Source organism: Burkholderia sp. BCC0506, from assembly GCF_902833145.1.
In the GTDB taxonomy this organism is placed as follows: domain Bacteria; phylum Pseudomonadota; class Gammaproteobacteria; order Burkholderiales; family Burkholderiaceae; genus Burkholderia.
In genome coordinates this window covers 338,655-365,363 of sequence record NZ_CADFEN010000002.1, presented here as the reverse complement: position 1 = coordinate 365,363, position 26,709 = coordinate 338,655, and the positions used below count along the sequence as shown (strand labels likewise).

The following is a 26,709-nucleotide window of genomic DNA, read 5'->3' as shown; positions in this document are numbered from 1 at the left end:
GTCTTCGATTCGATACTGCCCTGCACCAATGCAAATGCGTCATTTCCTCGACGAAAGCAGATTCTAGCGAACGCCGACGGCCGATTGGCGCATATTTTGTCGGCCGCCGGGTCCGGTATTCGCCGGCGCCGGCCCGCACCGCGCACATTGCCCTGTTCCGTGTAAGGGTTAACGACGCGTACGGCAGCAGCCGCCTAACATGTCGACGAGATCCTTCACGACGGAATTTTCGATGACCTCTTCTCCCGCATCGTCACTGCAGTCGTCAACCGATCCGGCGCTCGCCGAGCGCATCGACGCGGTCCTGTCCCGCCAGCTCGACACGCAGCGCCTCGTCGGCGCGGTCGTCCTCGTCGCCCGCGACGGCGAACTCGTGTATCGCCGCGCGGCCGGGCTCGCGGACCGCGAAGCGCGCACGCCGATGCGCGAGGACACGCTGTTCCGGCTCGCGTCGGTCACGAAGCCGATCGTCTCGGCGGCCGCGATGGCGCTCGTCGCGCAACGCAAGCTGTCGCTCGACGAAGACATCGCGCGCTGGCTCCCCGCGTTCCGTCCGGCGCTGCCCGACGGCCGCGTGCCGACGATCACGGTGCGCCAGTTGCTCGTGCATACGGCCGGCCTCGACTATCGCTTCAACGAAACCGACGCGAACGGCCCCTATGCGCGTGCGGGCGTCTCCGACGGGCTCGACGGCGCATCGATCACGCTCGCCGAGAACCTGCGTCGGATCGCGAGCGTACCGCTGCTGTTCGCGCCCGGCACACGCTGGAATTACTCGCTGTCGATCGACGTCGTCGGCGCGCTGATCGAGGCTGTCTGCGGCGTGCCGCTCGCCGACGCGATCGATGCGCTCGTGCTGCGCCCGCTCGGTGCGCGCGACACGGGCTTCGTCGCACGCGATCCCGCCCGGCTCGCCACGCCCTACGTGAACGACACGCCGCAGCCGCACCGGCTCGCCGAGAACGAGACGGTGCCCATCGAAGAAGGGTTCGTCGGCGTCACCTATTCGCCGTCGCGCGCGCTGAATGCGCAAGCGTTTCCGTCGGGCGGCGCCGGGATGGTCGGCACGGCCGGCGACGTGCTGACGGTGCTCGACACGCTGCGCGCGGGCGGTGGCGCGATCCTGCCGGCCGGGCTGGTCGACGAGATGGGCCGCGTGCAGACCGGCGACCTCGAATTGCCGGACCTGCCCGGCGCGGGCTTCGGGATCGGCTTCTCGGTGCTGCGCGACCCGCAGGCGGCCGCGTCGCCGGAATCGGTCGGCACGTGGCGCTGGGGCGGCGTCTACGGTCATTCGTGGTTCGTCGACCGCGCACGCGGGCTCACCGTCGTGTCGCTGTCGAACACGCTTTACGAAGGGATGAACGGGCAGTACACGCTCGATCTGCGCGACGCCGTCTACGGCGCCGGATAACGCCCGCAACGAAAAAAGGCCCGACTGCGTCGGGCCAACGGGTTTGAGACACAAGGAGAATCCCGCCCACCCCATACCGGGCGGTCACGCCGCGCTACACGACGTTCTTTTCGACGATCGGCCGGTTTTCGAGCACGCGCGCCCAGCCGAGCGACGACAGGTCGAGCGTGTCGTAACGCCCGCCCAGAATGAGTTCACTGACGCCCCGCCCCGTCGCGGGCCCTTGCTGCAGCCCGTGGCCGCTGTAGCCGTTCGCGAACACGACGTTGTCGAGGTCGGGGTGGTAGCCGATGATCGCGTTGTGATCGAACACGTTGTACTCGTAGTACCCGGACCAGCAATTCTCGACGCGCAGCGCCTCGAATTCCGGCACGCGGTGCGCGAGCGTCGGCCAGATCACGTCGTCGAACAGGTCGTGGTCGACTTCGTCGAGCGGCAAGTCGTCCGGGTCGCGATCCGGGCTCGGCGACGTACCGCAGATATACGTGCGCCCTTCCGGCCGGAAATACACGCCGGTCGGATCGATCAGCAGCGGGCAATCGGCGAGCTTCGCCGGCGACGATACGTTGAAGATGCTGCGCCGCCGCGCATACACAGGAATGTCGATGCCCATCATCGACGACAGCGTGCGCGTCCACGCGCCGGCCGCGTTGACGAGCGTGTCGCACGCATGGCGCTCGCCGTCGCCCGTCACGACATGCGTGATCCTGCGGCCGTCGCGCACCACGTCCTTCACGTCGGCCGGCACGTAGCGCGCGCCGAGCGCCTGCGCCTTCTTGCGCAGCGCCTGCACGAGCCCGTAGCCGTCGAACCAGCCTTCGCCGCTCACGCCATATGCGCCCGACACGAGATCGTCGACGTTCAGCCACGGAAACTTCGCGCGCAGCGCGTCGCCGTCCATCAGCCGGATATCGGCGCCGAGGCGCGTCTGCAGCGCATGGTTCTCGCGCAGCGTCGCGTCGCCCGCCGGCGTCGCGAGGAACAGGTAGCCGCCCTCGTGCAGATCGATCGACGGCCGGTTGCCGTCGACTTCGAGCCGCTCGCCGATCGTGCGCAGGAACTCGATGCCGAACAGCGACATCTCGATCGACAGCGGCGTCGAGAACTGCTGGCGAATCGACGCGGCCGACAATGCCGACGACGATTTCGCATACGTGGGATCGCGTTCGATGACGGTCACGGCGACCGTGGGATCGGTGGCGCGCAGAAAATAGGCGATCGAGCTGCCGATCACACCACCGCCGACGATGACGACTTGAGAACTCACGACTGACTCCGGTTGCACGTAAAAGGCTCAGGGCCTGCGGGTGATTCGCGCCGCGGCTCGCGCGGCGGCGCGCGGGCGGATTTCCTCGGCGATCGCTTCGGCTATTTCAGCACGTCCGGCATCGCCGCGAAAGCCCGCGCGCATGTTGCGTTGTGTTGCGTTCAGTCCGCCGATTTCGTCGTGACGGGCTGCCACGCGGCGTTCTTCACTTCATACAGCGTCGAGCTCGGGTTCTTCAGGTCGCCCGTGTTCGTGAATGCGATCGTGCCCGTGATGCCGTCGTAGCGCGTGCCCTTCAGCGCGCCGTTGAAATCGGCCGGCTTCGTCGAGTTCGCCTTCTGCATCGCGTTGATCGCGATCCACGTCGCGTCGTATGCGAACGGCGCGTAGGCGAGCATGTCGACACCGTACTTCTGCCTGAATTTCGTTTCGAACAGCTTGCCCTTCGCGAGACGCGCGAGCGGCTGCCCGTATTCCCACACCGATGCGCCTTCGGCGGCATTACCGGCCAGCTTGATGAAGTTCGCGTTCATCACGCCGCCGCCCGCGAGGAACTGCGCGCGGATACCGAGCTGGCGCATGCGCTTCACGAGCATCGCGGCCTGCGCGTCGAGACCGCCGAAGAACACGAGGTCGGCGTTGGCGCTCTTGATCTTCGTGAGCTGCGCGCTGAAGTCGACGGCCTTGTCGTTCGTGAATTCGCGCGCGACGATCGTGCCGCCGTTCGCCTTCACGGCCTTCTCGAATTCGTCGGCTTCGCCCTGGCCGAATGCGGTGCGATCGTCGATGATCGCGATGCGCTTCGCCTTCGTCACGCTCGCCGCGTACGCACCGGCGTTGCCCGCGTTCTGCGTGTCGGTCGCGATCACGCGATACACGGTGTCGAGCCCCGCGCGCGTGATCTCGGGATTGGTAGCCGACGGCGTGATCATCGGAATGCCGGCCTTCGCGTAGATCTTCGACGCGGGCAGCGTCGTGCCCGAATTGAAGTGGCCGATCACGACGGCGACCTGTGCGTCGGCCAGCTGCTGCGCGGCCTGCACGCCGGTGCGCGGATCGCTCTGGTCGTCCTGCGACGCGACGACGAATTTCACCGGCTTGCCGCCGACGGTCGTACGCGCGGCATTCGCTTCATCGACCGCCATGCGCACGCCGTTCTCGATGTCCTTGCCGTATGCGGCGCCGCCGCCCGTCAGCGGGCCGGCCACGCCGACCTTCACGATCGTCTCCTGCGCATGGGCCGCGCCCGTCTGGAACGCGAGAAGCGCAGCAGTCAATGCAACGCCGGAAAGCGAACGAATGCGGAACGTCATGACAGTCCTTCTTGTGGGGGATCGGGATGCAACGCGCGATGGCCGCGCGCCGGCCACCTCCCGCGCGCCGGCGATGCGTTGCCGTGCCGGGGTGCGTGCGACGCACCGATCCGGCCGGACGATCACCGCGGTTCCGTCTCCGAAGAACCTTTCATCGCGAAAGAGGTGAATGGATTGTGGGTAGCCAATACCCGTGCAGCAAACGAAATATCGGAACTATGTTGTGAGGATTTGTCATCAAGTTCCGTGCTGCGGGTCGACCGCGGCGCGTGCGACGGTGGGCCGCGAAGGGAGGCCTTCCGGCGGGAACGACGGCCACGCCGTCGGGTAAAGGCCGGCCGTGGTCATGCCGGCAACGCATCATCGTCGCGACGCCGGCGCGGCCGGCCTGCGCGGCGCCTGCGGCGGGCGCCGCGTCATCGATCAATGCCGATCGGTGTCCGTATGGTCGCGCACCGCGTCGGCGGCCTCGCCGGCCTTTTCCTGGCGCTTGCCGGCCTGCTGTTCGGCGAGGCCTTCCGCTTCGGTCTCGCGGTCGCCCGTCACCTTGCCGAGTGCTTCCTTGACCGAACCCCTGACCTGCTTGAGCCTGCCTTCGATGCGATTCCTGTCCATGGTCTTCTCCTGCGATGGTTGAGGAAAGCCGGCAGTGCAGCGGCCTGCGCGGCATCGCCGAGCGGACAGGATCGCAAGCGGGCGCCGCGCGCGGCAGATGCGGATGCACCAGTGCGCCTGGTGCATTCGTACCGACGCCGTCAGTCCTTGCCCTTCGCGGCGCCCTTGTCGCCGCGCGCGCCGTTCCCCTCGGCCGCGCCGACGATCCCGCGTTCGCGCGCCCAGACGATCGCCTCGCCACGGCTGTGCACGTCGAGCTTCGCGTAGATCGTCGCGACGTGATTGCGCACGGTGTTCGGCGCGAGCCCGAGGCGGCCCGCGATCTCCTTGTCGGCAAGTCCGTGGCACAGCAGGTCGAATACGTCGCGTTCGCGCGCGGTCAGATCGGACAGTTGCGCGCCCGCATCCGGCGCATTCGCGCGCCGCACGTTCGCGAGCTTCTCGATCAGCGTACGGCTGAACCACGACGCATCCTGCATCGCGGTCTCGATCGCATAGACGAGCTCCATCTCCGTGCGCTTGCGGTCGCTGATGTCGAGCAGCGCGACGAGCAGGCAGTCGCGCCCGTGAATCGCGACCGGGTCGGCCGACACGACGCAATCGCGTACGTCGCCGTCGCGCGTGCGGATCTGCACGTCCACGTTGCGCACGTGGCCGTCGCCCGCGAGCCGGCCTTCGATGCGCGACCACGCGCCGCGTTCGGCCCACAGCCCGATCTCGTCCGCGGATTTGCCGAGCAGGTCGGCCTGCGCGTGGCCCGTCATCGCGGCAAACCCATCGTTCACGTCGAGCAGCTCGAAACGGTCGGCCGTGACGATCGCCATCGCGACCGGCGCCATCCGGAAGGCCGTCGCGAAACGTTCCTCGCTTTGCTTCAGCGCGCGCTCGGCCTGCTTGCGCGGCTCGAGATCCATGAACGTGAACAGCATGCAGGCCTCGCCGTTCATGTCGATCGGCTGCCCGGCGACGACCACCGCCTTGGTGCTGCCGTCGGCATGTTTGAGCACGGCCTCCATCTGCGGAATCGTCGCGCCTTCGCCGAGCCGCTCGATCGCGAGCTCGCGCCGCTCGGCCTGTTCGAGCACGTCGATCTCGTACACCGAGCGGCCGAGCACGTCGTCGCGCGCGTGCCCCGTCATGTCGAGAAAGCCCTGGTTGACCTTCACGTAACGCAAGTCGTCGAGCCGGCAGATCACGGCCGGGGCCGGATTCGCGTTGAAGGTGCGCTCGAAGCGCTCCTCGGCGCTCGCCCATTCGGTCGCGTCGTGCAGCACGAGCGCGAGGCAATCGGGCTCGCCGGCCGCGTTCGTCAGCACGAGGCTGCGGATACGGTGCACCCAGCTCACCGATTCGTCGGCGGCCGATTCGACTTCGACCGTCACGTCGCTGAACTCTTCGCCGGCAATCACGCGATCCATCGGATAGTGACCGTCGCGCACCGGATGGTTGTTCCGGTAGCGCAGCCGGAATCGCTCGCGGTATTCGGTGACGTCGGCACCGAGCGCCTTCAGCTCGGTCACGCCGTGCATCGCGAGCGCGGCCTCGTTCGCCCAGACGATGCGCTGGTCGGGTTCGATCAGGATCACCCCCTCGGTGAGCCCCGCGATGATCTGATGCAGTTGGCGCCGGTCGGTATGCGACTTGAGCACCTGTTCGTCTACTGGTTCGTTCATCGAATCGTGGTTCCTGTCGTCTACGTGAGCGGTCGACACGCGCGCGCCGGCCGGGCACGCGCTGCAACGGCACGCGCGAGCCGGCGCGTGCGGCGATGATCGCGTGCCGCGCGACCGCGCGACACGCGCAGATGCACTATCTCGAATAGTACATTCGCACGCCGCCCGCGATCGTGCGGTGCCCCGCCGAACGGTGCGGCGCGGCCTGCGCGCCCGTCGCCACGCATTGCCCGGGTCGTGATGCATGTACCGTTCTCGCCCGCCTGTTCCGTCCCCCAGTGCAAACGCACTAGCCGGCCCGGTGAATTTGCGCGATGTCCGCTCGCGTTCGCGTCGGTACGCTGGTACTGCATCGGCGCTCATGCGCCGCCCTTTCATACCGCAGAGGGAGGACACACGGATGAAATTGCACCAGACACCCGATCCGACGCGGCCCGAACCGGCCCCGGACAATCCGCCCGAACCGGCGCCCGGCACCGACCCGCCGGTGCCGCTGCCGCCGGACGTGCCGCGCCCGGACATGCCGCCGCGCGAGCCGGGCTACGACACGCCGATCGCCCGGTAACGCGCCGGCACGCGCCCTGCTCGCCGGCGCAGGCACGCTCCGTGCGCCTCGACTGACTCATTCAACCCGCCAATCGAAGGAGAACATCAATGAACAAGACCTCGCACCTTTCGACACTGCTCGCCGTCAGCGCGGCCTTTCTGCTGTCCGCCGCGCCGCTCACGAACGCGCACGCCCAGGCTTCGTCGACCGACAGCGGCATGGCGTCCGAATCGAACCAGCCGGTCACCGACACGTGGATCACGACCAAGGTGAAGGGTGAGCTCGCGACCACGGACGGCGTGAAGAGCACCGACATCAGCGTGAAGACGGTCGACGGCGTCGTCACGCTCACGGGCGTGCTGCCGACGAAGACCGCCGTGAAGAAGGCCATTGCCGTGACACGCGCGATCAAGGGCGTGAAGCACGTCGACGCATCCGGCCTGAAGGCGAAGGCCTGAGCTACCCCGCGGCCGAGCGCCGCACTTTTCTCCCCCTACGAAAGGAGCACACCATGAACGAAGACAAGATCAAGGGCCAGTGGAAGCAGCTCACCGGCAAGCTGAAGGCCAAGTGGGGCAAGCTGACCGACGACGATCTCGCGGTGGCGGAAGGCAATCGCGATTACCTCGCCGGCAAGATCCAGGAGCGTTACGGCATCGCCCGCGACGAAGCCGAGAAGCAGTTGAACGAATTCGACCGCGAGCTGTAACGCGCCAGTCGTCTCACCCCGCCGCGACGCGCGCCGCGTCGCGGCCACGAGGAGGACAACGACATGGGCAAATATCTGATCGCATGGTTGCTCGGCGTGCCGATCGGGCTGCTGGTGCTGTTTTTTCTGGTCACGCACCTCTTCTGACGCACGCGACGCCCCGTCGACGCAAACGGGCCGACGGCTGAAATCAGCCGCCGGCCCGTTTCCTTTTGTAGACAGCGTGTGACGCGCCGCGCTTACTTCGCCGCGTTCGCCGTCATCTTGAAGATGCCCTGCGCGTTGCCCGCATCGAAGCGCAGGTCGGTCACCCAGCGACGCGACGCCTGGTCGAACGTGCGCTTGCGCGTGATGAACTCGTAGAACGAACCGGGCACGTTGCGCTTCACCGTGCCGCCGTCGCGGGTGCGGAACTCGCGCTCGACGGTATCCGCGCGGTAGGCCGTCTGAAACACGCGGCCCGAGCGCGAGCGTTCGACTTCCGGCTTCATCGGCCGGCCCTTCGCCTTCTCGTCGTCGGACAGCTTGAACACGTCGGCGACGCGGTCGGTCGCGTGGTTGAACGCGTTGCCCTCGGTCGCGATCCACGCCATTTCCGCCGATTCCATCAGCAGCGTCTCGTAGTCGAGTTCGTTCGGCACGTCGTGCTGACGCGCGAACGCGCCGACGATTTCCGGCAGCAGCGCATGCGCGGTTTCCAGCGGCAGCCAGCCTTCGCGCTCGACTTCCCACAGCAGCGCGACGGCCGCCGGCGACAGCGGGTCGCGCGACGAGCTGACGACGTTCGTCACGGCCTGCTGGAATTCCTTCGAGAAGCGTTCCGGATGCAGTTCGCTGACGAAGAACTGCGCGATTTCGTCCGGCGCGTCTTCATGCGCATACGCGCGGCCGGTCATGCCGAGCTTGTCGAGCGGGTAACGGCCGTTCAGGCGGAAGCCGAGCGGACGCAGGATGCGCGTGAATGCGGCCTCGCCCGGCGGCAACGCGCCCGTGTGCGGCCAGCGCACCGTGCGCAGCGCGCCGTGGTCGAAATAGACCGAGCCGCCGCGTTCGATCGCCTCGGTCGTGTACGCGCGACCGTTCGCCGAACGCTCGAGCAGCCCTTCGAACAACGCCATGTTCATCGCCTGCGCGATTTCCGCACGCGTCACGACGCCGTCTTCCCATTCTTCGAGGATGGCCGGCATGTTCAGGGTCGAGAACAGGGCGTCGGTCTTCGCCTGTCCCAGCAGCTTCGTCAGCAGGCTGTCGATATTCGGATTGCGCATCAGGATTCTCGTGTCGGGGACCTGCCGGCAAGCGTGCCGGCCACTCGTCGGCCGGCCGCCCGGCGGGCGCCCGACCTTGCATGGCAAGCATTATTCAAAGGGTTGCAGCGGGGCGTAAAGCGAGATTAAATTGATATGTGATGAGTTTTTGGAACTACTAGCCGTCCTTCGCCGGCGCTTCGCCCCGGCGCCGCGCGGGCCCTTTCGTCAGACAAGTCGAGCATCATGCGCAAATTCAAGATCCCCAACATGGGCGCGCTCGTGGCTTTCGAAGCCGCCGCCCGCCACGAGAGCTTCACGCACGCGGCCAAGGAATTGTTCCTGACCGAAAGTGCCGTGTCGCGGCAGATCGCGACGCTCGAGGCGAGCCTCGGCGTGAGGCTGTTCGCGCGCGTGAAGCAGCGCGTCGTGCTGACGCGCGCCGGCAAGCTGTACGGCACGCAGGTGCGGCGCGCGCTGGAGGCGCTCGACCGCGACACGCTGTCGATCATCGCGCACGGCAGCGGCGGCGGTTACCTGGAACTCGCGGTGCTGCCGACCTTCGCGTCGCACTGGCTGATCCCGCGCATCAAGAGTTTCTACGACCGCACGCCCGACGTGCGCGTGAACATGGGCAGCCGCACCGACCTGTTCTCGTTCGAGGACACGCACTTCGAAGCCGCGATCCACTACGGCAAGCCGACCTGGCCCGGCACGTCGTCCGACTACCTGTTCGGCGAGGAAGTCGTGCCGATCTGCTCGCCCGCGCTGCTGAACGGACCGGTCGAGCGCGTCGAGGATCTGCTCGCGTATCCGCTGCTGCACTCGACGACGCGCCCCGGCGCGTGGGCGCAGTGGTTCGAGACGCACGGCGTCGAGGACATCCGCACGATGCAGGGCGTGCGCTACGAGCTGCATACGATGCTGATCAGCGCAGCCGCGGCCGGGCTCGGCGTCGCGCTCGTGCCGAAGTTCTTCGTCGAGGAACAGTTGCAGCAGCTCGGCCTCGTCGTGCCGTGCGATGCGGCAACCGTCGGCGATTCGGCGTACTACCTCGTGTATCCGACCGAGTTCAGCCACAGCAAACCGCTGGAATCGTTCCGCAGCTGGCTGCTCGAACAGGCGAGCGCGTATGCGGCGCCGCAGCGCGACGCGCACGACGCCGACGAGGAGGATGACGAGGACGTCGAGTAACGGCGCCGTCGCGCCGGCATCAGCGCGCGGTGGCGCCGCATGCGTGCCGCGCCGGCACGTCGTCCTCTTCGAATCGCACGTCCGCGCACCGCGTGCGTTACATGTGCCACTTCACCGTGGCGGTCAGCGTGCGCGGATCGCCGGGCATGTTGTACAGGTCCGCGTTGCCGTGCGCGGCGATGAAGTACCGGCGATTGAACAGGTTGTCGAGCGTGAGCGTCACGTCGACCTTCTTGCTGCGATAACCGGCGCCCAGGTTGAACACCGTAAACGACGGCAGCGTGACGAGATCGCTCGCCGACGTATAGCGCGCCGACTGGAACTGCATGCCGGCCGCCGCATAGAAGCCGTACGGCAGCTCGCGCTTGAGCCACAGGCTCGCGCTGTGGCGCGGCATCAGCCCCGGCGTGTTGCTCGACACCGAGAGGCCGGCCGCCGTCGATTGCGCGGAACCGTCGACCGTGCCGTTCAGGTACGCGTAACCTGCATACACCGACCACTTCGGCGCGATCTCGCCCGTGAAGCCGAGCTCCATCCCGCGCACGTGCTGCGTGCCGATCGGCAGCGCATAGCCGGGATTCGCCGGGTCGCCGATCTGCTGGTTGGTCTGGCGCATGTCGAACAGCGCGACGCTGGCCGTCGCCTTGCCGCCGAGATCGAAGCGCGAGCCCACTTCATACGCGGTGGTCTTCTGCGGCGCGAGCGCGGCGCCGTTCGCGAACGCGCCGGAGCTGATCAGCGTGTCGGCCAGCGGCGAGAACGACTGGCTGAACGATCCGTACAGCGTGAGCCAGTCGAGCGGTTCGTAGATCAGGCCGACGCGCGGGCTCCACGCATGATCGGTGCGGTCGAGGTTGACGTTCGACGACGTGTAGTCGTGGCGGATCTGGTTCAGGTAGTCGAAGCGCAGGCCGGCGAGCACCTTCCAGTGTTCGGTCAGCGAGATCAGGTCCTGCGCGTACACGCCCGCGAGCCCGACGACGGTCGACGCGTTCGTCTTCGCACGCGTGCCGGCCGGCACGCCGGGCAGGACGACCGGCTGCGGATTGAAGAGATCGTAGGTCGCGACCTTCGACACGCTGTAGACGGTGTCGAACTTCTGCTGCTGCGACAGCTCGAGCCCGTACAGCAGCTCGTGGCGCATGCCGAACAGCGACGTCTTCTGCGTGAGCTCGAACAGCCCGTCGATGCCGTGATCGGTGCGCTGGCGCGTCGACTGGTCGAGCGTGACGACCGGGTGCGCGGCGGTCTTGATCGGCTCGTACGTCACGTAGTTCTTCCGCTCGAGCGAGAAGTCGTACGCGCGGATCGCGCCGTGGAACGACAGCGAATCGTCGAAGCGGTGATCGAGCGACACCGTCGCGCTTTTCGCCGAGACGTCGTTGTACGAACTGTTCACCCCGTCGGCCGACCCGTAGTACGTGTTGATCGGCACGTCGACCGGCCGGCCGCGATACGCGGGCAGCCCCTGGTCGGACGTGCGGCGATCGTGCAGGTAGTCGAATTCCACGTTCAGCACGGTGTCGCGGTCGAGCTTGAACTGCGCGGACGGCGCGATCGCCTGCCGGTTGAGCTGGAACTGGTCGCGGAAGCTGTTCGAATTTTCGGCCGCGCCGGTCATCCGAAAGCGCGCCGCGTCGTTCGCGTTCCAGCCCAGGTCGAATTCGCCGCGCCGCTCGCCGCGCGTGCCGAGCGTCACGCCCACGTCGTTCACCGGGTTCGCCTGCGGCCGCTTCAGCACGCGGTTCACGATGCCGCCCGCCGAGCCGCGCCCGTACAGCACGGCTGCCGGCCCCTTCAGCACTTCGACGCGATCGACGTTCGACAGGTCGCGGTAGTACAGCGCATCGTCGCGAATGCCGTCGACGTACTGGTCGGTGATGCTGTTGAAGCCGCGGATCGTGATCTGGTCGCGCTGGCCGTCGCCGACCGAGAAGCCGACGCCCGGCACGTTGCGCAACGCGTCCTGCAGCGACGTCGCGTTCTGATCCTCGATCACCGCGTGCGGCACGACGTTCACGGTCTGCGGCACGTCCATCAGCGACATGTCGGTCTTGGTCGCCGCGCGCGAATGGCCGCCGTCGTACGACGCATGCTCGGCGGCCGCATTGACGGAAATCGCGGGCAGGGTCGGCGCGGCGTCGCTCGCCTGCGCAAACGAAGTACGCACGCCGGCCAGCGACGTGGCGATCAGAAGCGCATGGCACGCGCTCTTGTTGAGTTTCATCGTGAACGTGGAAGGGGTGGAGAAAACGGCGAACAGAAGCACGCCAGCCGGCGCACCGGGCACGAAAAAAGCCGTGACGTCCCGTCACGGCTCGTAATGCGGCGAAATAATAAACGAGAATGATTCGTGTTTTTAATTAATTTTGTGCGTGTCGCCTGGCAGCAACGTGGATGCGTATTGCGCTCTGCATTCCTGACGAATGCCTTTCTATTTCAGGCCATTGGGCGACACAAGCGAAAGCTTAAAGAAAGAATTGAACCGGTCGCATCGAGCGACACCGATCGATAAAAGGCGGGACGGGAGATAGGGAAACGGGGAAGCCGGACAGGATCGCGAAGGATCGGCGGCAGCAGGCGAAGCGGATTCAATGGTCCGGTGCGCGCCGGACCGGGCAACCCCGACCCGGCGCTCCGGGCAGCCGACCTCGTATCGGCGGCGCGGCGGACTTTCTGTTGTTCTTCACCACGTCTGCTCTCAGGTTCACTGCGTATTTTTTCCTCGCCGCGCTGCGCCATTATCCGCTCAATTCCGTCGAAGTAAAACGTTTGCGACTGCATCAAGGCCGTTATATCGGCGATTTGGAAACAGTCTTTCCAAATGCTTACGACGCCACGGCCGCGATTCGGTCATTCTTGCATTCGCGACGGCGTTCCTTTTAAATGGAACTGGTTCCATTCGCCGAATCGGCCACATTCGCGCGTGACGAGCAGTCGCATGCGCGTCATGATGCCGATTCGGGTTCGAGGATCATTCAGCTCAGGATTCGCATCGCCCGTCCTTTCCGGACACCCCGTCAAACGAGACCGTCATGCCCGATTCCGCCTCCCTGCAGCACCTGTTTCCCGCCTTACAGGACATCCCCGCCGAATTCCGGCTGGCTTCGCCGATTCACCAGCGCGTGTCGCTCGTCGACGGCGAACTGCGCCCCTGGGACGGCGCAACCAAGACCGTGCTGTCGCCCGTGTGCGTGCGGCAGGCGGACGGCAGCGTCGAGCAGGTCGAGATCGGCAGCTACCCGGTGATGGGCGAAACGGAAAGCGACGCGGCGCTCGACGCCGCGGTGCGCGCGTACGACGCCGGCCGCGGCGAATGGCCGACGATGAAGGTCGAGCAGCGCATCGCGTGCATGCAGGACTTCATCAAACGGATGGTCGCGCAGCGCGAACTCGTCGTGAACCTGATCATGTGGGAGATCGGCAAGAGCCTCGCCGATTCGCAGAAGGAATTCGACCGCACCGTCACCTACATGACGCAGACGATCGACGCGCTGAAGGAGCTCGACAACGCGAACTCGCGCTTCGTGATCGCGGAAGGCACGATCGGCCAGATCCGCCGCACGCCGCTCGGCGTCGTGCTGTGCATGGGCCCGTACAACTATCCGCTGAACGAGACGTTCGCGACGCTGATCCCCGCGCTGCTGATGGGCAACACCGTGGTGTTCAAGCCGCCGCAGTACGGCACGCTGCTGTTCGAGCCGCTGCTGGAGGCGTTCCGCGACGCGTTCCCGAAGGGCGTGATCAACACGATCTACGCGCCGGGCGCGGTGGTCGTGCCGCACATGCTCGCATCGGGCAAGATCAACGTGCTCGCGCTGATCGGTTCGAGCAAGGTCGCCGATCACCTGAAGAAGCAGCACCCGAAGTCGCACCGGCTGCGTGCGATCCTCGGCCTCGACGCGAAGAACGCCGCGATCGTGCTGCCCGACGCCGATCTCGACCTCACCGTGAAGGAGTGCCTGCTTGGCGCGCTGTCGTTCAACGGGCAGCGCTGTACCGCGCTGAAGATGCTGCTCGTGCACCGCTCGATCGTCGACGAATTCCTGAAGCGCTTCACCGCCGCGCTCGAACAGCTGAAGATCGGCATGCCGTGGGAAAAGGGCGTCAGCATCACGCCGCTGCCGGGCATGCATCGCACGGCCTACATGACCGATGCGATCGACGACGCGAAGGCGAAGGGCGCGCAGGTCGTCAACCATCAAGGCGGCGAATTCAGCAAGACGCTGTTCTACCCGGCCGTCGTGTATCCGGTGTCGGAAGGGATGAAGCTGTACCGCGAGGAACAGTTCGGGCCGATCATTCCGGTCGCGCCGTTCGACGACGTGGACACCGCGCTCGACTACGTGACGACGTCGGACCACGGCCAGCAGGTCAGCATCTTCGGTTCCGATCCGGCGCAGATCGGCGCGCTCGTCGATCCGCTCGTGAACCAGGTGTGCCGCGTGAACATCAACTGCCAGTGCCAGCGCGGGCCCGACGTGTTCCCGTTCGCGGGCCGCAAGGATTCGGCGGAAGGCACGCTGTCGGTGAGCGACGCGCTGCGCGCGTTCTCGATCCGCTCGATGGTCGCGGCGAAGCAGACCGACAGCAGCAAGCAGTTGCTCGACACGATCGTGTCGGATCACCACTCGAAGTTCATCAATACGGGCTTCATTTTCTGAAGCCGGCCCGATCGATGCCGGAACCTCCGTCGCACGCAAGTGCGGCGGCGTGTTTCCGGCACGCACCGGGCGGCTAGACGTTCGTCACCAGCAGCCGAACCCCCGCCACGCCGAACACGACGGCCAGACACGCTTCCATCGCACGCCGCCCGCGCACGTACAGCCGGCGCGCACCGTCCATCGAGAACACCAGCGCATAGCCGCCGAACACCACGCAGCCGATCGCGAGGCAGCCCGGCACGACGGCGCCGTGCGCGCCGCCCGCGCCGTTCGACGACAGCGCGACGATCGACACCCACACGAGGATCGCCTTCGGATTGGTCAGGTGCAGCATCGCGCCGCGCACGTAAAAGCGCGACAGCCGCTGCTCGCGCGCGGCGTTCGCCGCGGCCGCCGGCGGGCCCGACAGCGCCATGCGCCCCGACTTGAACGCGAGCCACAGCAGGTACAGCCCGCCGAACACCTTGATCGCGACCAGCAGCTTCGACCACGCGAGCAGCGCGGCCGATACGCCGAGCGCCGCCACCGTCGCCCAGAACATCGACCCCGAAATCACGCCGAGGGCGAACGCGAGCGCCGCCCTGCGCCCCTGGTTCGCGGCGACCGACATGATCGCGAGATTGCTCGGCCCGGGGCTGGCAGTGCCGATGAAATAGGCCGTGTAGGCGAGCAGCAGGTTGGCGGAGAAGAAGGCGTGGATGTTCATAGTGAACCTCGCGGGAATCATTCGGAGATTGTTGGCAAACCGGTGCCGTCTGCCCATGGACAATTACGCGGCCGATCGCAGGGCCAGTTGGGTGGCCACGCAACCAGTCGCCGCGCGGCGGACCGTCTCTGTTTTGAAACAACCGGCGCATCCGCCCCGGTTCGCGCAATGCGGCGGCGCGCGTTTCCCGTGGCCGGTTCCCGCCGGCGGACGCACGGCAGGCGTGGCCGAACCGCACGGCACGCGTCGATCCGGCCGTGCGCCGCCCGAAACGTGCGACGCGCCGGATGCCCGCGTTACGTTACATCCGTGAAGCATTTCGCCTCGGCGCGCCGCGTCGGGCACTCGACATCGTCCCGTTCCCGCCCGTAGACGCCCGCCTCGATCGCCTGCGCGATCCAGTCCCGGCGGGACTCGCCGACCGATGCCGGATCACGGCTCAACATTGCTCAACAATCGTCCGGCGACGCTGGTACGGAATCTGCATTCCGTTCAGGCAGAAGCCGCGCGCCGTACCGCGCGGACATGAAATCACCCTCGGGCGCCCCCCACGGACACGCCCGAACGCCCTGCACACGCAACGAGGCTCTTCATGGATGCGCAGCCCAACTCGTCCGATTCGTCGTTCCAGCTCTTCCTCGCGAAGGTGCTCGAACAGCCGCTGCCCGACTGGACCGAAAAACAGCAGATGGAACTCGAGATGGCGCGCACGCTGTCGACGCAAATGGTCGCGCTCGCCGAGGACATGCGCGGCCGCACGCCCGATCTCGCGCGTTGCCTCGTGCTGCTGCGCTACGCGAAGGTGCTCGACTTCATGCTGACGTCGCTCGCCGCGCACCGCGACATTCATCCGCAGACGCTGCGCACGCTGTTCCGGCTCGCGAACCTGAAGGTCGACGATGCATATCCGGTGTGAGCCGGCCTAACGGATCGAGCGTCGCACACGCACGGCACGCCTGCCCCTCCGCGCAAACGGAGGTACAATCGCGCGCCATGAACGCACTTCGCCGCCTCCTGCTCCGACCGGGCGTCGCGCGACAGTGGCTGTGGGGATTCCTCCTCGTGACGCTGCTGTCCCGCGCGCTGATGTCGGGCGCCGTGATGCTCGATCCGGACGGTCCGGATGCGGGCTCGGTGGTGCTGTGTTCGGGCCGCGGCCCGCTGATCGTCACGGGCGCCGCGCTGGCCGCCCGCTTCGACGCGAGCGCGCCGATCACGCCGGCCAACGACGCGCTCGCGCTCGTCGATGCACTGAAGCATGACGCGCATGCCGACAAGGCGGCCGACTCCGGCAACAGCGACGGCCTGTGCGCATTCGGCGCCGCGCTGTTTACCGCGCTCGCCTCGTTCGTGCTGCTGGTACTGCTGTTTCCCACGGCGCCGCCGCGGCGCTTGCGCGTTTACTTCGACAGCCTTCCTTTCGTGCGATCGCTATTCGACGATCGCCCGCCCTCCCGCGCACCGCCTCTGTTCTGCTGAACGTTGCGCCCCGTGGCGCGTGCACGCCGATGTGCCCGCGCGTTCACGCCGTTCGTTTCACCCGACCTGATTCACGCGTTCACCCGCCTGCCCGCCCCGTGCGGGCGACGCCGCCCTGCGCACCGTTTGCGCAGCGCGCCGCGCCGCCTGCTTGCGGCGATGCGCGCATGCGGATGTAACGCACGTTGACGGCCGCCGGCCCGCGCCGGCGCCGCCGCTCGACGAACCCGAGGAGTTCACACCATGTCGACCACCGTCGATCGGGCCCTCTCGCCCGCCCGTTCCGCCAGCGCCGGTTACCGGACGCTCTGGCGCTGGCACTTCTATGCCGGCCTGTTCGTGATGCCGTTCCTCGTGATCCTCGCGATCACGGGCACGCTCTACTGCTTCCAGCCGCAGATCGAGCCGCTGCTGTATCCGCACCGGCTGGTCGTCGAGCCGCGCGCGACGCCGCGGCTCGATGCCGACACGCTGCTCGCCCGCGCACGCACCGCGATGCCGGCCGGCGCGACGCCGGTGTCCGTGCAAGTCGCCACCGCGCCGGATCGCAGCGCCGAATACGTATTCCGGCTGCGCGACGGCAGCCGCGAGAGCGTGTACGTGAACCCGTACGACGGCAGCGTGCTCGGCACGCTGAGCGTCGAGAACCGCTTCATGCAGGTCGACCGGATGCTGCATCGCAAGCTGCTGCTCGGCAAGACCGGCGAGTTGCTGATGGAGCTCTCCGCCTGCTGGACCTTCGTGATGATCGGCACCGGCATCGCGCTGTGGTGGCCGCGCGGCGCGGCACGCGTCGGGCGCGCGCTGCGGCCCGACCTGTCGCTGCGCGGCCGGCCGCTGTGGAAGAGCATTCACGCGACGGCCGGCATCTGGCTCGCGGCCGGCACGGTCGCGTTCATCCTGACCGGGCTGCCGTGGTCGGGCTCGTGGGGCAAGAACTTCAAGGCGCTCGCCGCGACCGTGAACCTCGGTGCGCCGGAAGGCGCGTGGGGCGGCGCGTCGATCCGCTCGACGCGCCCGGGCATCGCGGCGACGTCCGAGCGTGCGCCCGGGCAGGCGGCTGCACCGTCCGGCCATCACCACGATTCCGGCGAACCGATGCCGGGGATGGTGATGGACGATCTGCCGTTGCCGCAAACGCCGTGGGCAGTCGGCAACGTGCCCGTGCCGCATTCGCCCGCCGCGCCGACGCCCGCGCCGTTGCCGCTGGCCCGCGCGATCGCGATCGTCGCGGGGCTCGGCGTGACGAGCGGCTACACGCTCGCGCTGCCGTCCGGCGCGGACGGCGTGTTCACCGCGTCGTACTTTCCGGCCGATCCGAAGGCCGAACGCACGATCTACGTCGACCAGTACAGCGGCGCGGTACTGAAGGACATCCGTTACGGCGACTACGGCGCGGTATCGCGCGCCGTGTCGTACGGTACGTCGCTGCACATGGGCCGTTATTTCGGGCTCGCGAACCAGATCGTTTGCGCGGTGCTGTCGCTCGGGCTGGCCGCGATGGCCGTCACGGGCACCGTGATGTGGTGGAAGCGCCGGCCGGCCGGGACGCTGGGCGCACCGTCTCGCGAACGCGGCACGCCGCCAATGCGCGGCTGGATCGCCGGGCTCGTGCTGCTCGGCATCGTGTTCCCGTTGATGGGGCTGACGATCGTCGCGGTCTGGTTGCTCGACCGGCTGCTGTTCGGCCGCGCCGCGCGCATCGCGGCGTGATCGACGCCAGCGCCTCCCCATTCGAAGGAAACGAAACAATGAAGTTCAGATTGATGCTGCCCGCCGCCGTGCTCGCAGCGCTCTCGCCGGCCGGGCAGGCACAAGCCCAGGAAAGCGGTGCCGACAGCACCGGCGCCACGCTCGCACCGATTCGCGTCGACGCGCAGAAGGCATCCGCCCTGACGCAACCGCTCGACACCGGCAGCCATCTCGGGCTGTCGCCGCTCGACACGCCCGCGAGCGTCGAGCAGATCGGCCGCGCGACACTCGACACGCGCGGCGACAGTTCGATCATCGACGCAGTGAGCCGCGCCGCCGGCATCAGCGCGTCGCCGCATCCCGGCAACGGCAACTCGGAGCTCGCCGCGCGCGGCTTCGTCGGCGCGTCGTCGGTCACGCAGCTCTACGACGGCGTGCGCCCGTACGGCGCGATCGGCGTCACGTTCCCGTTCGACACGTGGTCGGTCGACCACATCGACGTGCTGCGCGGCCCCGCTTCGGTGATCTACGGCGAAGGCGCGATCGGCGGCGTGGTCAACATCGTCCCGAAGAAACCGACGCGCACGCCGATCCGCAACGAGCTGCAAATCGGCGGCGGCACCGAAGGCACGGCGCGCGCCGCGTTCGGCAGCGGCGGCGCGATCAACGACAAGCTGTCGTACCGCTTCGACATCAGCGGCAACCGTTCGTCGAACTGGGTCGATCGCGGCGACTCGCGCAACCTGTCGGTCTCCGGTGCGCTGCGCTACGACGTGACGCCCGACCTGTACGTGACGGCGTCGTACGCGCAGGGTTTCATGCATCCGATGCAGTATTTCGGCGTGCCGCTCGTCAACGGCGCACGCGATCGCGCGTTCGACAAGAAGAACTACAACGTCGGCGACGCCGACATCGCGTTCCGCGACAGCTGGGCCACCGTATCGGCGAACTGGCAGCCGAGCGACGCGCTGAACGTGACGAGCACGCTGTACCGAATGAAGAGCAACCGTCACTGGAAGGACGCCGAGTACTACACGTACCTGCCGTCGAGCGGGCAAATCCGGCGCAGCAGCTATACCGAGATCTTTCACGACCAGGAACAATACGGCAATGTGACGACGGCCACCGTCGGCGGCGCGCTGCTCGGGATGCGCAATACGTTTTCGGCGGGCGTCGAGTTCAACCACACGACGTTCCAGCACGACAACAACGCGCCGTATGCGGGCACGTCGACGGTCGATCCGTTCGACTTCGATCCGGGCAGTTTCATCAATACGGCCGGCACGTTTCCGAAGTACCGCAGCCAGTCGAACCAGTACGCGCTGTTCGCGGAGAACCGGCTCGAGATCACGCCGCGCTGGTCGGTGATCGGCGGGCTGCGCTACGACCATGCGAGCGTGAATCGCGACGATCTCGCGAACGGCGGCGCGTTCACGAAGGTGTTCGCGAACACCGGCTGGCGCATCGGCACCGTGTACGACGTGCGGCCCGGCCTCGCCGTGTACGGCCAGTATTCGGTCGCGGCCGATCCGGTCAGCTCGCTGCTGTCGCTGAATGCATCGAAGGCGAACTTCACGCTCGCGACCGGCCGGCAGATCGAGATCGGCGTGAAGCAGTCGTTCCTCGACGGCAAGGCCGAATGGACGCTCGCCGCGTACCGGATCGTGAAGAACAACCTCCTGACCGCCGACCCGGTGAATCCGAACCGGTCGATCCAGGTCGGCCAGCAGTCGTCGCGCGGGCTGGAGGCGACGGTCGGCGCGGAGATCGCGAAGGACTGGCGCGTCGATGCGAACGTGTCGATCCTGCGCGCGAAATACGACGATTTCCAGCAGTCGTCCGGCGGCACGACCGTGTCGCGCGCGGGCAACGTGCCGGTGTCGGTGCCGCAGCGGCTCGCGAACCTGTGGGTGAGCTGGCGCTTCGCACCGGACTGGACGGGCATCGCGGGCGTCAAGTACGTCGGCAAGCGCTTCGCCGATACCGCGAACCAGCTCGTGATGCCGTCGTACACGACCGTCGACCTCGGCCTCGCGTGGAAGCCGCGCAAGGACACGACGATCACCGCCCGTGCGTACAACGTGTTCAATCGCCGCTACGTGCAGTCCGCGTACTACGACGAAACGCAGTATCTGCTCGGCAACGATCGGCGGTTCGAAGTGCTGGCGAGCTACCGGTTCTGAGCGCGCACGCCGCCGCGCCACGTGCAACGCGGCACGTGCGCGGCGGCGTGCCGGTCAGCCTCGATGCATCACACGCGCGTGCCCGTCGCGCGCCCTGCCATCCACTTCCGGTAGCGCCGCGTCTGACACTGCGCGGCCAGTTGCTGCCGCACCAGCGCGCGCACCGGCGACACCTGCGGGTGCGTGCGACGCCCTTCGCTCAACCGCGTGAGCTGGAACTTGACGACGGCCATGTTCGCCAGCGCGCCGAGCGCCTTGTTCTTCCAGCGGATCGGCTGCAGCACCGGCGCGCTGTCCTTGCCGGCGCGCCAGTCGCGCGGCAGGTTCGGGTCGATCGACAGCGCGGTCGCGATGCCGACCATCGCGACGCCGCTGTTCACCACCTGCTCGGCCACCGCGCGGCGGCGGATACCGCCCGTGACCATCAGCGGCATCCGTGCGACGGCGGTGATGTCGCGCGCGAATTCGAGGAAATACGCTTCGCGCGCGAGCGTGCGCCCGTCGCGCGCCTCGCCCTGCATCGCCGGCACTTCATAGCTGCCGCCCGACAGTTCGACGAGATCGACGCCGAGCGGATTCAGCAGTTCGACCACCCGCTTCGCGTCGTCCGCGCTGAAGCCGCCGCGCTGGAAATCGGCCGAGTTCAGCTTCACCGCGACGACGAAGGCCGGCGACACCGCCGCACGCACCGCCGTCACGATATCGAGCAGCAGGCGCGCGCGATTCTCGATGCTGCCGCCCCACTGATCCTGCCGGCGGTTCGTCAGCGGCGACAGGAACTGGCTCAGCAGATAGCCGTGCGCCGCGTGCACCTGCACGCCGGTGAAGCCGCTTTGCTCCGCGAGCTGCGCGGCACGCACGAAGCGCTGCTGCACGTCGGCGATATCGGCGGCCGTCATCTCCTTCGGCACCGGGAACTGCTTCGACAGCGCGCCGAGCGCGAGCGGCACGGCCGACGGCGCGAGCGTCGTCTGGCCGAGCGCCGCCTGCATCTGGCGCCCCGGATGATTGATCTGCATCCACACGTGCGCGCCGCCCGAGCGCGCGACCTGCGCCCAGCGGCGGAACCGGTCGAGATGCGCGTCGCTTTCCAGCACGACGCCGTTCGGCCCGGTCATCGCGCGGCCGTCCACCATCACGTTGCCGGTCAGGATCAGGCCGACCTGACCGTCGGCCCACGCCTGGTACAGGCGCAGCAACGCATCGGACGGCGCATGGTCCGCATCGGCCATGTTTTCTTCCATCGCGGCCTTGGCCAGACGGTTCGGGATCACCGCCCCGTTGGGCAGTGTCAGCGGCGCAAACAGATTCATGGGGGGCATCCTCGATTGACGATGCCCAACGATAACTTTAAAGTCAACTTTAAGGTCAAGCCCCTTTTGGAGCACAGCATGAAAATCGGCGAACTGGCGAAGGCGAGCGGCCTCGCGGCGTCGCGCATCCGCTTCTACGAAGCGAGCGGCCTGCTCGAACCGGCCCGCCGGCAGGCGAACGGCTATCGGGAATACGGGCCGGAAGCGTTGACACGGCTCGCGATCATCGACCGCGCGCAGAGCGCGGGCTTCTCGCTCGACGAAATCCGCGCGGTGCTGCCGCCCGACCTCGGCGCGTGGCCGCACGACGAACTGCTGGCCGCACTGCGACACAAGGTCGACGAAATCGCGCTGCTCGAACGGCGTCTCGCGCAGAACCGGCAGCATCTGGAAACGCTGATCGGCGAGATCGAGAACAAGCCGGCCGGCGAGGATTGCGCGGGCGCCGCGCAACGAATGCTCGACCGGCTGGGCGAACAAGCCAGCGAGCCGCTGGAGCCCGCGCGCGTCGTGCGGCCGGCGCGCAAGCGGGCGTGATGGGGTGCGCTGCGGGGTTGCGCTGCGCCGTCCATCGATCCGGTCGTGCCGCGGCCTGAAGCACGACGCGGCACGGTTGTCCCGATTTGCTTACGTGGCAGGTAATCGACGCGCGCCGCCCGCGCCGCGATCATGGCGCCATCGACTCACGCCCTGCATCACGCCCTGCATCACGCCAAGGAGCCCGCCATGACCGCCTACGCCATCGCCCACCTGCACGACGTCGAGATGTGCGACGACATCGTCGAATACCTCGAACGCATCGACGGCACGCTCGCGCCGTACGACGGCCATTTCGTGATTCACGGTGCACGGCCGGAAGTACGCGAAGGCGTGTGGCACGGCGACCTGATCGCGATCGCGTTTCCCGATCTCGACACGGCGCGCGCATGGTACGACTCGCCTGCGTACCGGCAGATCCAGCCGCTGCGCGCCCGGCACGCGAGCGGCCCGCTGATCCTGATCGACGGCGTCGACGCGCGGCACAAGGCGACCGACATCCTGCGTTGAGGCTCGACGCAGGCGACGCCGCCAATGCTTACGACGCGTTGCGCTCCATCGGCTCGCCGACGACGAAGCCGCCGCCCTGGAACCGCTGCGCGGGATCGTCGTACTCGGCGGTCGGCGCCGTCACCGGGAACAGCCCGGCGAACTGCTCGGAGCTGTCGCGCGGACGGAAGCCGAGGAAGCCGACCTTCGTGTTGTCCCACCACTTCACCGGGTTGTCCGACGCGCCGTAGACGATCGCGTGCCCGACGCGGTTCGTCAGCAGCGAGCAGCGCACGAGCTCGATGAAGTCGCGATAGCTGAGGAACGTGACGAGCATGCGCGGATTCTTCGGCACCTCGAACGACGAGCCGATCCGCAGGCACACCGTCTCGATCCCGAAGCGGTCGAAGTAGTAGCGCGACAGCGATTCGCCGAAGCATTTCGTCACGCCGTACAGGCTGTCGGGGCGCAGCGGCGAATCGGCGTCGAGCACTTCGGTGACCGGATGAAAACCGATCGCATGGTTCGAGCTCGCGAACACCACGCGCTTCACGCCGTGCTTGCGCGCGGCTTCGTACAGGTTGTACGTGCCGGTGATGTTCGCACCGACCAGATCGTCGAACGGCGCGTCGACCGAAATGCCGCCGAGGTGGACGATCGCGTCGACGCCTTCGACGAGCTGCATCACGGCCGGCCGGTCGGCCAGGTCGACCACGCGGAGTTCTTCATGCGCGGCCGCGTCGCCGAGCGCCGCGATGTCGCTGACGCGCACGACGTCGGCCCAGTCGGCGAGCGCGCCGCGCAACTGGCGGCCGAGGTTGCCGGCCGCGCCCGTCAGCAGCAGGCGGCCGAACGGTTTGCGCGCGGCGGTGGATGAGGCGTTCATCGAATCTCCTTGGATCTGATCTGAATCGGAAAACGTTTTCCAACTATACGCGGACGCGGCGCCGAACGTCAATGGCCGAACCTGTCCGCAGCTATCCGCACTTTCCCGATATCGACGGCTGGCCGCACGCCGGCTTTTTCTGCCACAATCCGGCGTTATCGGACGAAAACGTTACCCTTCGCATGAAAAAAGTTTCCCCGACGATCCGCGACGTGGCCGCGGAAGCCGGCGTATCGGTCGCGACGGTATCGAAGTACGTGAACGGCACGCAGCGCTTCTCGCCGACCGTCGAGGCACGACTGAAGGAGGCCATCGAGCGGCTCGGCTACCGCTCGAATCCGCTCGCGCGCTCGATGATCACCGGCCGCACGCGCACCATCGGCCTCGTGATCCTCGACATCAGCAACCCGCACTTCACGAACGTGGTGAAAGGCGCGAACCGCGTCGCGCTGCAGCACGACTACACGCTGCTGCTCGTCGATACCGAGGAGAACCAGGCGCGCGAACGTTCGCTGATCGAAGCGCTCGCGCAGCGCGTCGACGGGTTGATCGTCAGCACGCGGATGCCCGACGACGAAGCCGGCTGGATGCTCGACCTCAACAAGCCGCTCGTGCTGCTGCGTCGCAGCCCCGGCCTGCCGATTCCGAGCGTCGGCATCGACAACCGGCTGTCGACCTACATGCTCGCGCGTCATCTGCTCAATCTCGGCCACACGCGCATCGCGTATCTCGGCTTCGGCACCGCGCGCGTGAACGACGAACGGATCCAGGGCGCGCGCGACTGCCTCGCCGAAGCGGGGCTCACGCTCGACGTGCACGACGCGCACGCGCCGACCGCCGAGGCCGGCGAGCGCGCATGCTCGCGCGTGATGCTCGGGCCGCAGCGCCCGCAGGCCGTGATCTGCTACAACGACCTGATCGCGCTCGGCTTCATGAAGGAAGCCGCGTCGCTCGGCTTCCGGCTGCCGCAGGACGTGTCCGTCGCCGGCATCGACAACGTGCCGTACGGCGAATACGCGGCGCCCGCGCTGACGACCGTCGACATCCAGAGCGAGAACATGGGCGAGCTCGCGATGCAGAAGCTGATCGATGCGCTCGCCGGCCGTACCGATGCGAGCTATTCGACGTTCGAGCCGCGGCTGATCATGCGCGCGTCGACGGCGTCGGCCGGCTGACGCGATCGCGACGCGCCACGCCGCCGAACGAGAAACGCCGCCCGAGGGCGGCGTTTTCGCTTGCCGATACGCGATCACGCATCGAGTTTCGCGGGCCTCATCTTCGGTGTGAGCACGTGCATCACGGCCAGCGCGATCAGGTAGGCCGACGCGCCGATCGCGAACAGCACCCAGTAGTGGCCCGTGCGCTGCAGCACCTGGCCGATCACTTCCGAGAACAGCACGCCGCCGATCGAGCCGGCCATCCCGCCGATGCCGACCACCGACGCAACGGCGCGGCGCGGGAACAGATCGGACGCCGTCGTGAACAGGTTCGCCGACCAGCCCTGGTGCGCGGCCGCCGCAAGGCCGACGATCAGCACCGCGATCCACAGGCTCTGCACCTGCGACACGAACGCGATCGGCAACACGCAGCATGCGCAGATCAGCATCGCCGTCTTGCGCGCACGGTTCACGCTCCAGCCCGCGCGCAGCAGCATCGACGACAGCCAGCCGCCGCCGATGCTGCCGACCGTCGTCAGCGCATAGATGCAGACGAGCGGCAAGCCGATGTGCTGCATGTCCATCCCGCGCGACTCGTTGAGCCACTTCGGCAGCCAGAACAGGTAGAACCACCACACCGGATCGGTCAGGAACTTGCCGACGAGGAACGCCCACGTCTCGCGCTTGCGGATCAGTTCGCGCCAGCGCGGCGCACCGGCGTTCGCGTTCGCCGCGTCGAGCGCTTCGGTTTCGTCGCGCGGCTCGTCGTATTCCGCGGCGAGCGCGCGCGTGTCGGCCTGTCGATAGAACACGAGCCACACCGCGAGCCACACGATGCCGATCGCGCCGATGATCACGAACGCCGCACGCCAGCCGTAGGCCACCGCGATCGCCGGGATGATCGCCGGGGCGAACACCGCGCCGATGTTCGCGCCCGAGTTGAAGATGCCGGTGGCGAGCGCGCGTTCGCGGCGCGGGAACCATTCGGCCGTCGTCTTGATCGCGGCCGGGAAGTTGCCGCCCTCGCCGATCCCGAGCAGTGCGCGCACGAACGCGAAGCCCGTCACCGAGCCGACCGCCGCGTGCAGCATCGCGGCGACGCTCCACACCAGCATCGCCACCGCGTACGACACGCGCGTGCCGAGCCAGTCGACGATGCGCCCGAAGCCGAGCAGGCCGAGCGCATAGAACGCCGAAAACGCCATCACGATACGGCCGTACTGCACTTGGCTCCAGCCGATGTCGTGCTGGAGCATCGGCGCGAGCAGGCCGAGGATCTGCCGATCCATGTAGTTGATGACGGTCGCGAAAAACAGCAGCGCACAGACGGTCCAGCGGTAGCGGCTGGCGGCCGCGCGCACGGCGCCGACGACGGCAGAGGGCATGAATGTCTCCGATGCGCGGTCGCGCCCGTCGCGCCGCACGGTATTCGTTGACCGGCGACCGGCGCCGGGGCGAACGGCCCGCGCGCTCACGCACCGGCCCTTTCACCAACCTGACTGGAAAACGTTTTTCAAAGAATAGGGCGTCTGCGAGCACCGTGTCAGTCGGGGATTTCGATGAGTCATCTCAAATTAGCCGCGGCAAAAGAGACGACTGTTTCGAAGAATGGCATTAACCGTTT

25 protein-coding genes are annotated in these 26,709 nt (G+C 67.4%); 13 read left to right on the top strand and 12 right to left on the bottom strand.

What is annotated here, in order from left to right; translation table 11 throughout:
* Window positions 1-232: 232 nt before the first annotated feature.
* Window positions 233-1,414: a serine hydrolase domain-containing protein gene (locus HWX62_RS05615; RefSeq protein WP_175932911.1), complete on the top strand. Its 1,182-nt coding sequence runs from the start codon at window positions 233-235 to the stop codon at window positions 1,412-1,414.
* Between the two features lie 94 nt (window positions 1,415-1,508).
* Here HWX62_RS05615 and HWX62_RS05610 read toward each other — a convergent pair whose 3' ends face one another.
* The 4 genes from HWX62_RS05610 to HWX62_RS05595 all read right to left on the bottom strand — a co-directional run bounded on the left by HWX62_RS05610 (window position 1,509) and on the right by HWX62_RS05595 (window position 6,282).
* Complete coding sequence (locus HWX62_RS05610; protein ID WP_175932912.1) at window positions 1,509-2,681, bottom strand: FAD-binding oxidoreductase; 1,173 nt, start codon at window positions 2,679-2,681, stop codon at window positions 1,509-1,511.
* Window positions 2,682-2,842: 161 nt separating this feature from the next.
* Window positions 2,843-3,994 (bottom strand): branched-chain amino acid ABC transporter substrate-binding protein, encoded by a 1,152-nt coding sequence (locus tag HWX62_RS05605; protein ID WP_175932913.1) that lies wholly within the window; start codon window positions 3,992-3,994, stop codon window positions 2,843-2,845.
* A 423-nt stretch (window positions 3,995-4,417) separates the two neighbouring features.
* Window positions 4,418-4,609, bottom strand: a complete 192-nt coding sequence (locus HWX62_RS05600; RefSeq protein ID WP_175932914.1) for a CsbD family protein — start codon at window positions 4,607-4,609, stop codon at window positions 4,418-4,420.
* Window positions 4,610-4,749: 140 nt separating this feature from the next.
* Window positions 4,750-6,282, bottom strand: coding sequence for a helix-turn-helix transcriptional regulator (locus tag HWX62_RS05595; RefSeq protein ID WP_175932915.1), 1,533 nt, complete (start codon window positions 6,280-6,282; stop codon window positions 4,750-4,752).
* Between the two features lie 400 nt (window positions 6,283-6,682).
* On the opposite strand from HWX62_RS05595, the gene HWX62_RS05590 reads away from it, so the two are divergent.
* From HWX62_RS05590 to HWX62_RS05580, 3 genes are all read left to right on the top strand, one after another.
* Window positions 6,683-6,847: a hypothetical protein gene (locus HWX62_RS05590; protein ID WP_006484627.1), complete on the top strand. Its 165-nt coding sequence runs from the start codon at window positions 6,683-6,685 to the stop codon at window positions 6,845-6,847.
* Between the two features lie 89 nt (window positions 6,848-6,936).
* Window positions 6,937-7,287 (top strand): BON domain-containing protein, encoded by a 351-nt coding sequence (locus HWX62_RS05585; RefSeq protein ID WP_074804383.1) that lies wholly within the window; start codon window positions 6,937-6,939, stop codon window positions 7,285-7,287.
* A 53-nt stretch (window positions 7,288-7,340) separates the two neighbouring features.
* On the top strand, window positions 7,341-7,538 hold the full coding sequence (locus HWX62_RS05580; protein WP_175932916.1) for a CsbD family protein: 198 nt from the start codon (window positions 7,341-7,343) through the stop codon (window positions 7,536-7,538).
* A 239-nt stretch (window positions 7,539-7,777) separates the two neighbouring features.
* Here HWX62_RS05580 and HWX62_RS05575 read toward each other — a convergent pair whose 3' ends face one another.
* On the bottom strand, window positions 7,778-8,806 hold the full coding sequence (locus tag HWX62_RS05575) for a DUF1338 domain-containing protein (RefSeq protein WP_175932917.1): 1,029 nt from the start codon (window positions 8,804-8,806) through the stop codon (window positions 7,778-7,780).
* Between the two features lie 225 nt (window positions 8,807-9,031).
* Between HWX62_RS05575 and HWX62_RS05570 the strand changes: the two genes are divergently transcribed.
* Entirely contained in the window at window positions 9,032-9,979 is a 948-nt protein-coding gene (locus HWX62_RS05570) for a LysR family transcriptional regulator (protein ID WP_175932918.1), read from the top strand.
* Window positions 9,980-10,076: 97 nt separating this feature from the next.
* Here HWX62_RS05570 and HWX62_RS05565 read toward each other — a convergent pair whose 3' ends face one another.
* The gene (locus tag HWX62_RS05565; protein ID WP_175932919.1) at window positions 10,077-12,206 is read right to left on the bottom strand and encodes a TonB-dependent siderophore receptor; all 2,130 of its coding nucleotides are present in this window, start codon (window positions 12,204-12,206) and stop codon (window positions 10,077-10,079) included.
* A gap of 212 nt (window positions 12,207-12,418) precedes the next feature.
* Window positions 12,419-12,766: a hypothetical protein gene (locus HWX62_RS05560; RefSeq protein WP_175932920.1), complete on the bottom strand. Its 348-nt coding sequence runs from the start codon at window positions 12,764-12,766 to the stop codon at window positions 12,419-12,421.
* 248 nt (window positions 12,767-13,014) lie between these two features.
* On the opposite strand from HWX62_RS05560, the gene HWX62_RS05555 reads away from it, so the two are divergent.
* Complete coding sequence (locus HWX62_RS05555; protein WP_175932921.1) at window positions 13,015-14,643, top strand: NADP-dependent glyceraldehyde-3-phosphate dehydrogenase; 1,629 nt, start codon at window positions 13,015-13,017, stop codon at window positions 14,641-14,643.
* Between the two features lie 73 nt (window positions 14,644-14,716).
* Here HWX62_RS05555 and HWX62_RS05550 read toward each other — a convergent pair whose 3' ends face one another.
* Together HWX62_RS05550 and HWX62_RS05545 are read right to left on the bottom strand one after the other, a co-directional pair.
* A complete protein-coding gene (locus tag HWX62_RS05550) occupies window positions 14,717-15,349 on the bottom strand; it encodes a LysE family translocator (protein WP_175932922.1) in 633 nt (210 codons plus the stop codon).
* 296 nt (window positions 15,350-15,645) lie between these two features.
* Window positions 15,646-15,795, bottom strand: coding sequence for a hypothetical protein (locus tag HWX62_RS05545; RefSeq protein ID WP_175932923.1), 150 nt, complete (start codon window positions 15,793-15,795; stop codon window positions 15,646-15,648).
* A gap of 146 nt (window positions 15,796-15,941) precedes the next feature.
* Between HWX62_RS05545 and HWX62_RS05540 the strand changes: the two genes are divergently transcribed.
* The 4 genes from HWX62_RS05540 (at window position 15,942) to HWX62_RS05525 (ending at window position 20,703) form a co-directional block, all read left to right on the top strand.
* Window positions 15,942-16,265: a DNA-binding protein gene (locus tag HWX62_RS05540; RefSeq protein WP_175932924.1), complete on the top strand. Its 324-nt coding sequence runs from the start codon at window positions 15,942-15,944 to the stop codon at window positions 16,263-16,265.
* A 77-nt stretch (window positions 16,266-16,342) separates the two neighbouring features.
* Window positions 16,343-16,828 (top strand): hypothetical protein, encoded by a 486-nt coding sequence (locus HWX62_RS05535; RefSeq protein ID WP_175932925.1) that lies wholly within the window; start codon window positions 16,343-16,345, stop codon window positions 16,826-16,828.
* 243 nt (window positions 16,829-17,071) lie between these two features.
* Window positions 17,072-18,541: a PepSY domain-containing protein gene (locus tag HWX62_RS05530; RefSeq protein ID WP_175932926.1), complete on the top strand. Its 1,470-nt coding sequence runs from the start codon at window positions 17,072-17,074 to the stop codon at window positions 18,539-18,541.
* 38 nt (window positions 18,542-18,579) lie between these two features.
* Window positions 18,580-20,703: a TonB-dependent receptor gene (locus HWX62_RS05525; RefSeq protein ID WP_175932927.1), complete on the top strand. Its 2,124-nt coding sequence runs from the start codon at window positions 18,580-18,582 to the stop codon at window positions 20,701-20,703.
* Between the two features lie 68 nt (window positions 20,704-20,771).
* Here HWX62_RS05525 and HWX62_RS05520 read toward each other — a convergent pair whose 3' ends face one another.
* On the bottom strand, window positions 20,772-22,016 hold the full coding sequence (locus HWX62_RS05520; protein ID WP_175932928.1) for an NADH:flavin oxidoreductase/NADH oxidase family protein: 1,245 nt from the start codon (window positions 22,014-22,016) through the stop codon (window positions 20,772-20,774).
* Window positions 22,017-22,094: 78 nt separating this feature from the next.
* Here HWX62_RS05520 and HWX62_RS05515 point away from each other — a divergent pair, with 78 nt between their 5' ends.
* Together HWX62_RS05515 and HWX62_RS05510 are read left to right on the top strand one after the other, a co-directional pair.
* Window positions 22,095-22,553 (top strand): MerR family transcriptional regulator, encoded by a 459-nt coding sequence (locus HWX62_RS05515; RefSeq protein ID WP_175932929.1) that lies wholly within the window; start codon window positions 22,095-22,097, stop codon window positions 22,551-22,553.
* Between the two features lie 189 nt (window positions 22,554-22,742).
* On the top strand, window positions 22,743-23,063 hold the full coding sequence (locus HWX62_RS05510; RefSeq protein ID WP_175932930.1) for a DUF1330 domain-containing protein: 321 nt from the start codon (window positions 22,743-22,745) through the stop codon (window positions 23,061-23,063).
* Between the two features lie 28 nt (window positions 23,064-23,091).
* Here the strand turns inward: HWX62_RS05510 and HWX62_RS05505 are convergent, their stop codons facing one another.
* Window positions 23,092-23,928 carry an NAD(P)-dependent oxidoreductase gene (locus HWX62_RS05505; protein WP_175932931.1) on the bottom strand — a complete coding sequence of 279 codons (837 nt, stop codon included), beginning with the start codon at window positions 23,926-23,928 and terminating at the stop codon, window positions 23,092-23,094.
* A 71-nt stretch (window positions 23,929-23,999) separates the two neighbouring features.
* Between HWX62_RS05505 and HWX62_RS05500 the strand changes: the two genes are divergently transcribed.
* The gene (locus HWX62_RS05500; RefSeq protein ID WP_175932932.1) at window positions 24,000-25,103 is read left to right on the top strand and encodes a LacI family DNA-binding transcriptional regulator; all 1,104 of its coding nucleotides are present in this window, start codon (window positions 24,000-24,002) and stop codon (window positions 25,101-25,103) included.
* Window positions 25,104-25,177: 74 nt separating this feature from the next.
* Here the strand turns inward: HWX62_RS05500 and HWX62_RS05495 are convergent, their stop codons facing one another.
* Window positions 25,178-26,470: an MFS transporter gene (locus HWX62_RS05495; RefSeq protein WP_175932933.1), complete on the bottom strand. Its 1,293-nt coding sequence runs from the start codon at window positions 26,468-26,470 to the stop codon at window positions 25,178-25,180.
* Window positions 26,471-26,709: the final 239 nt, after the last annotated feature.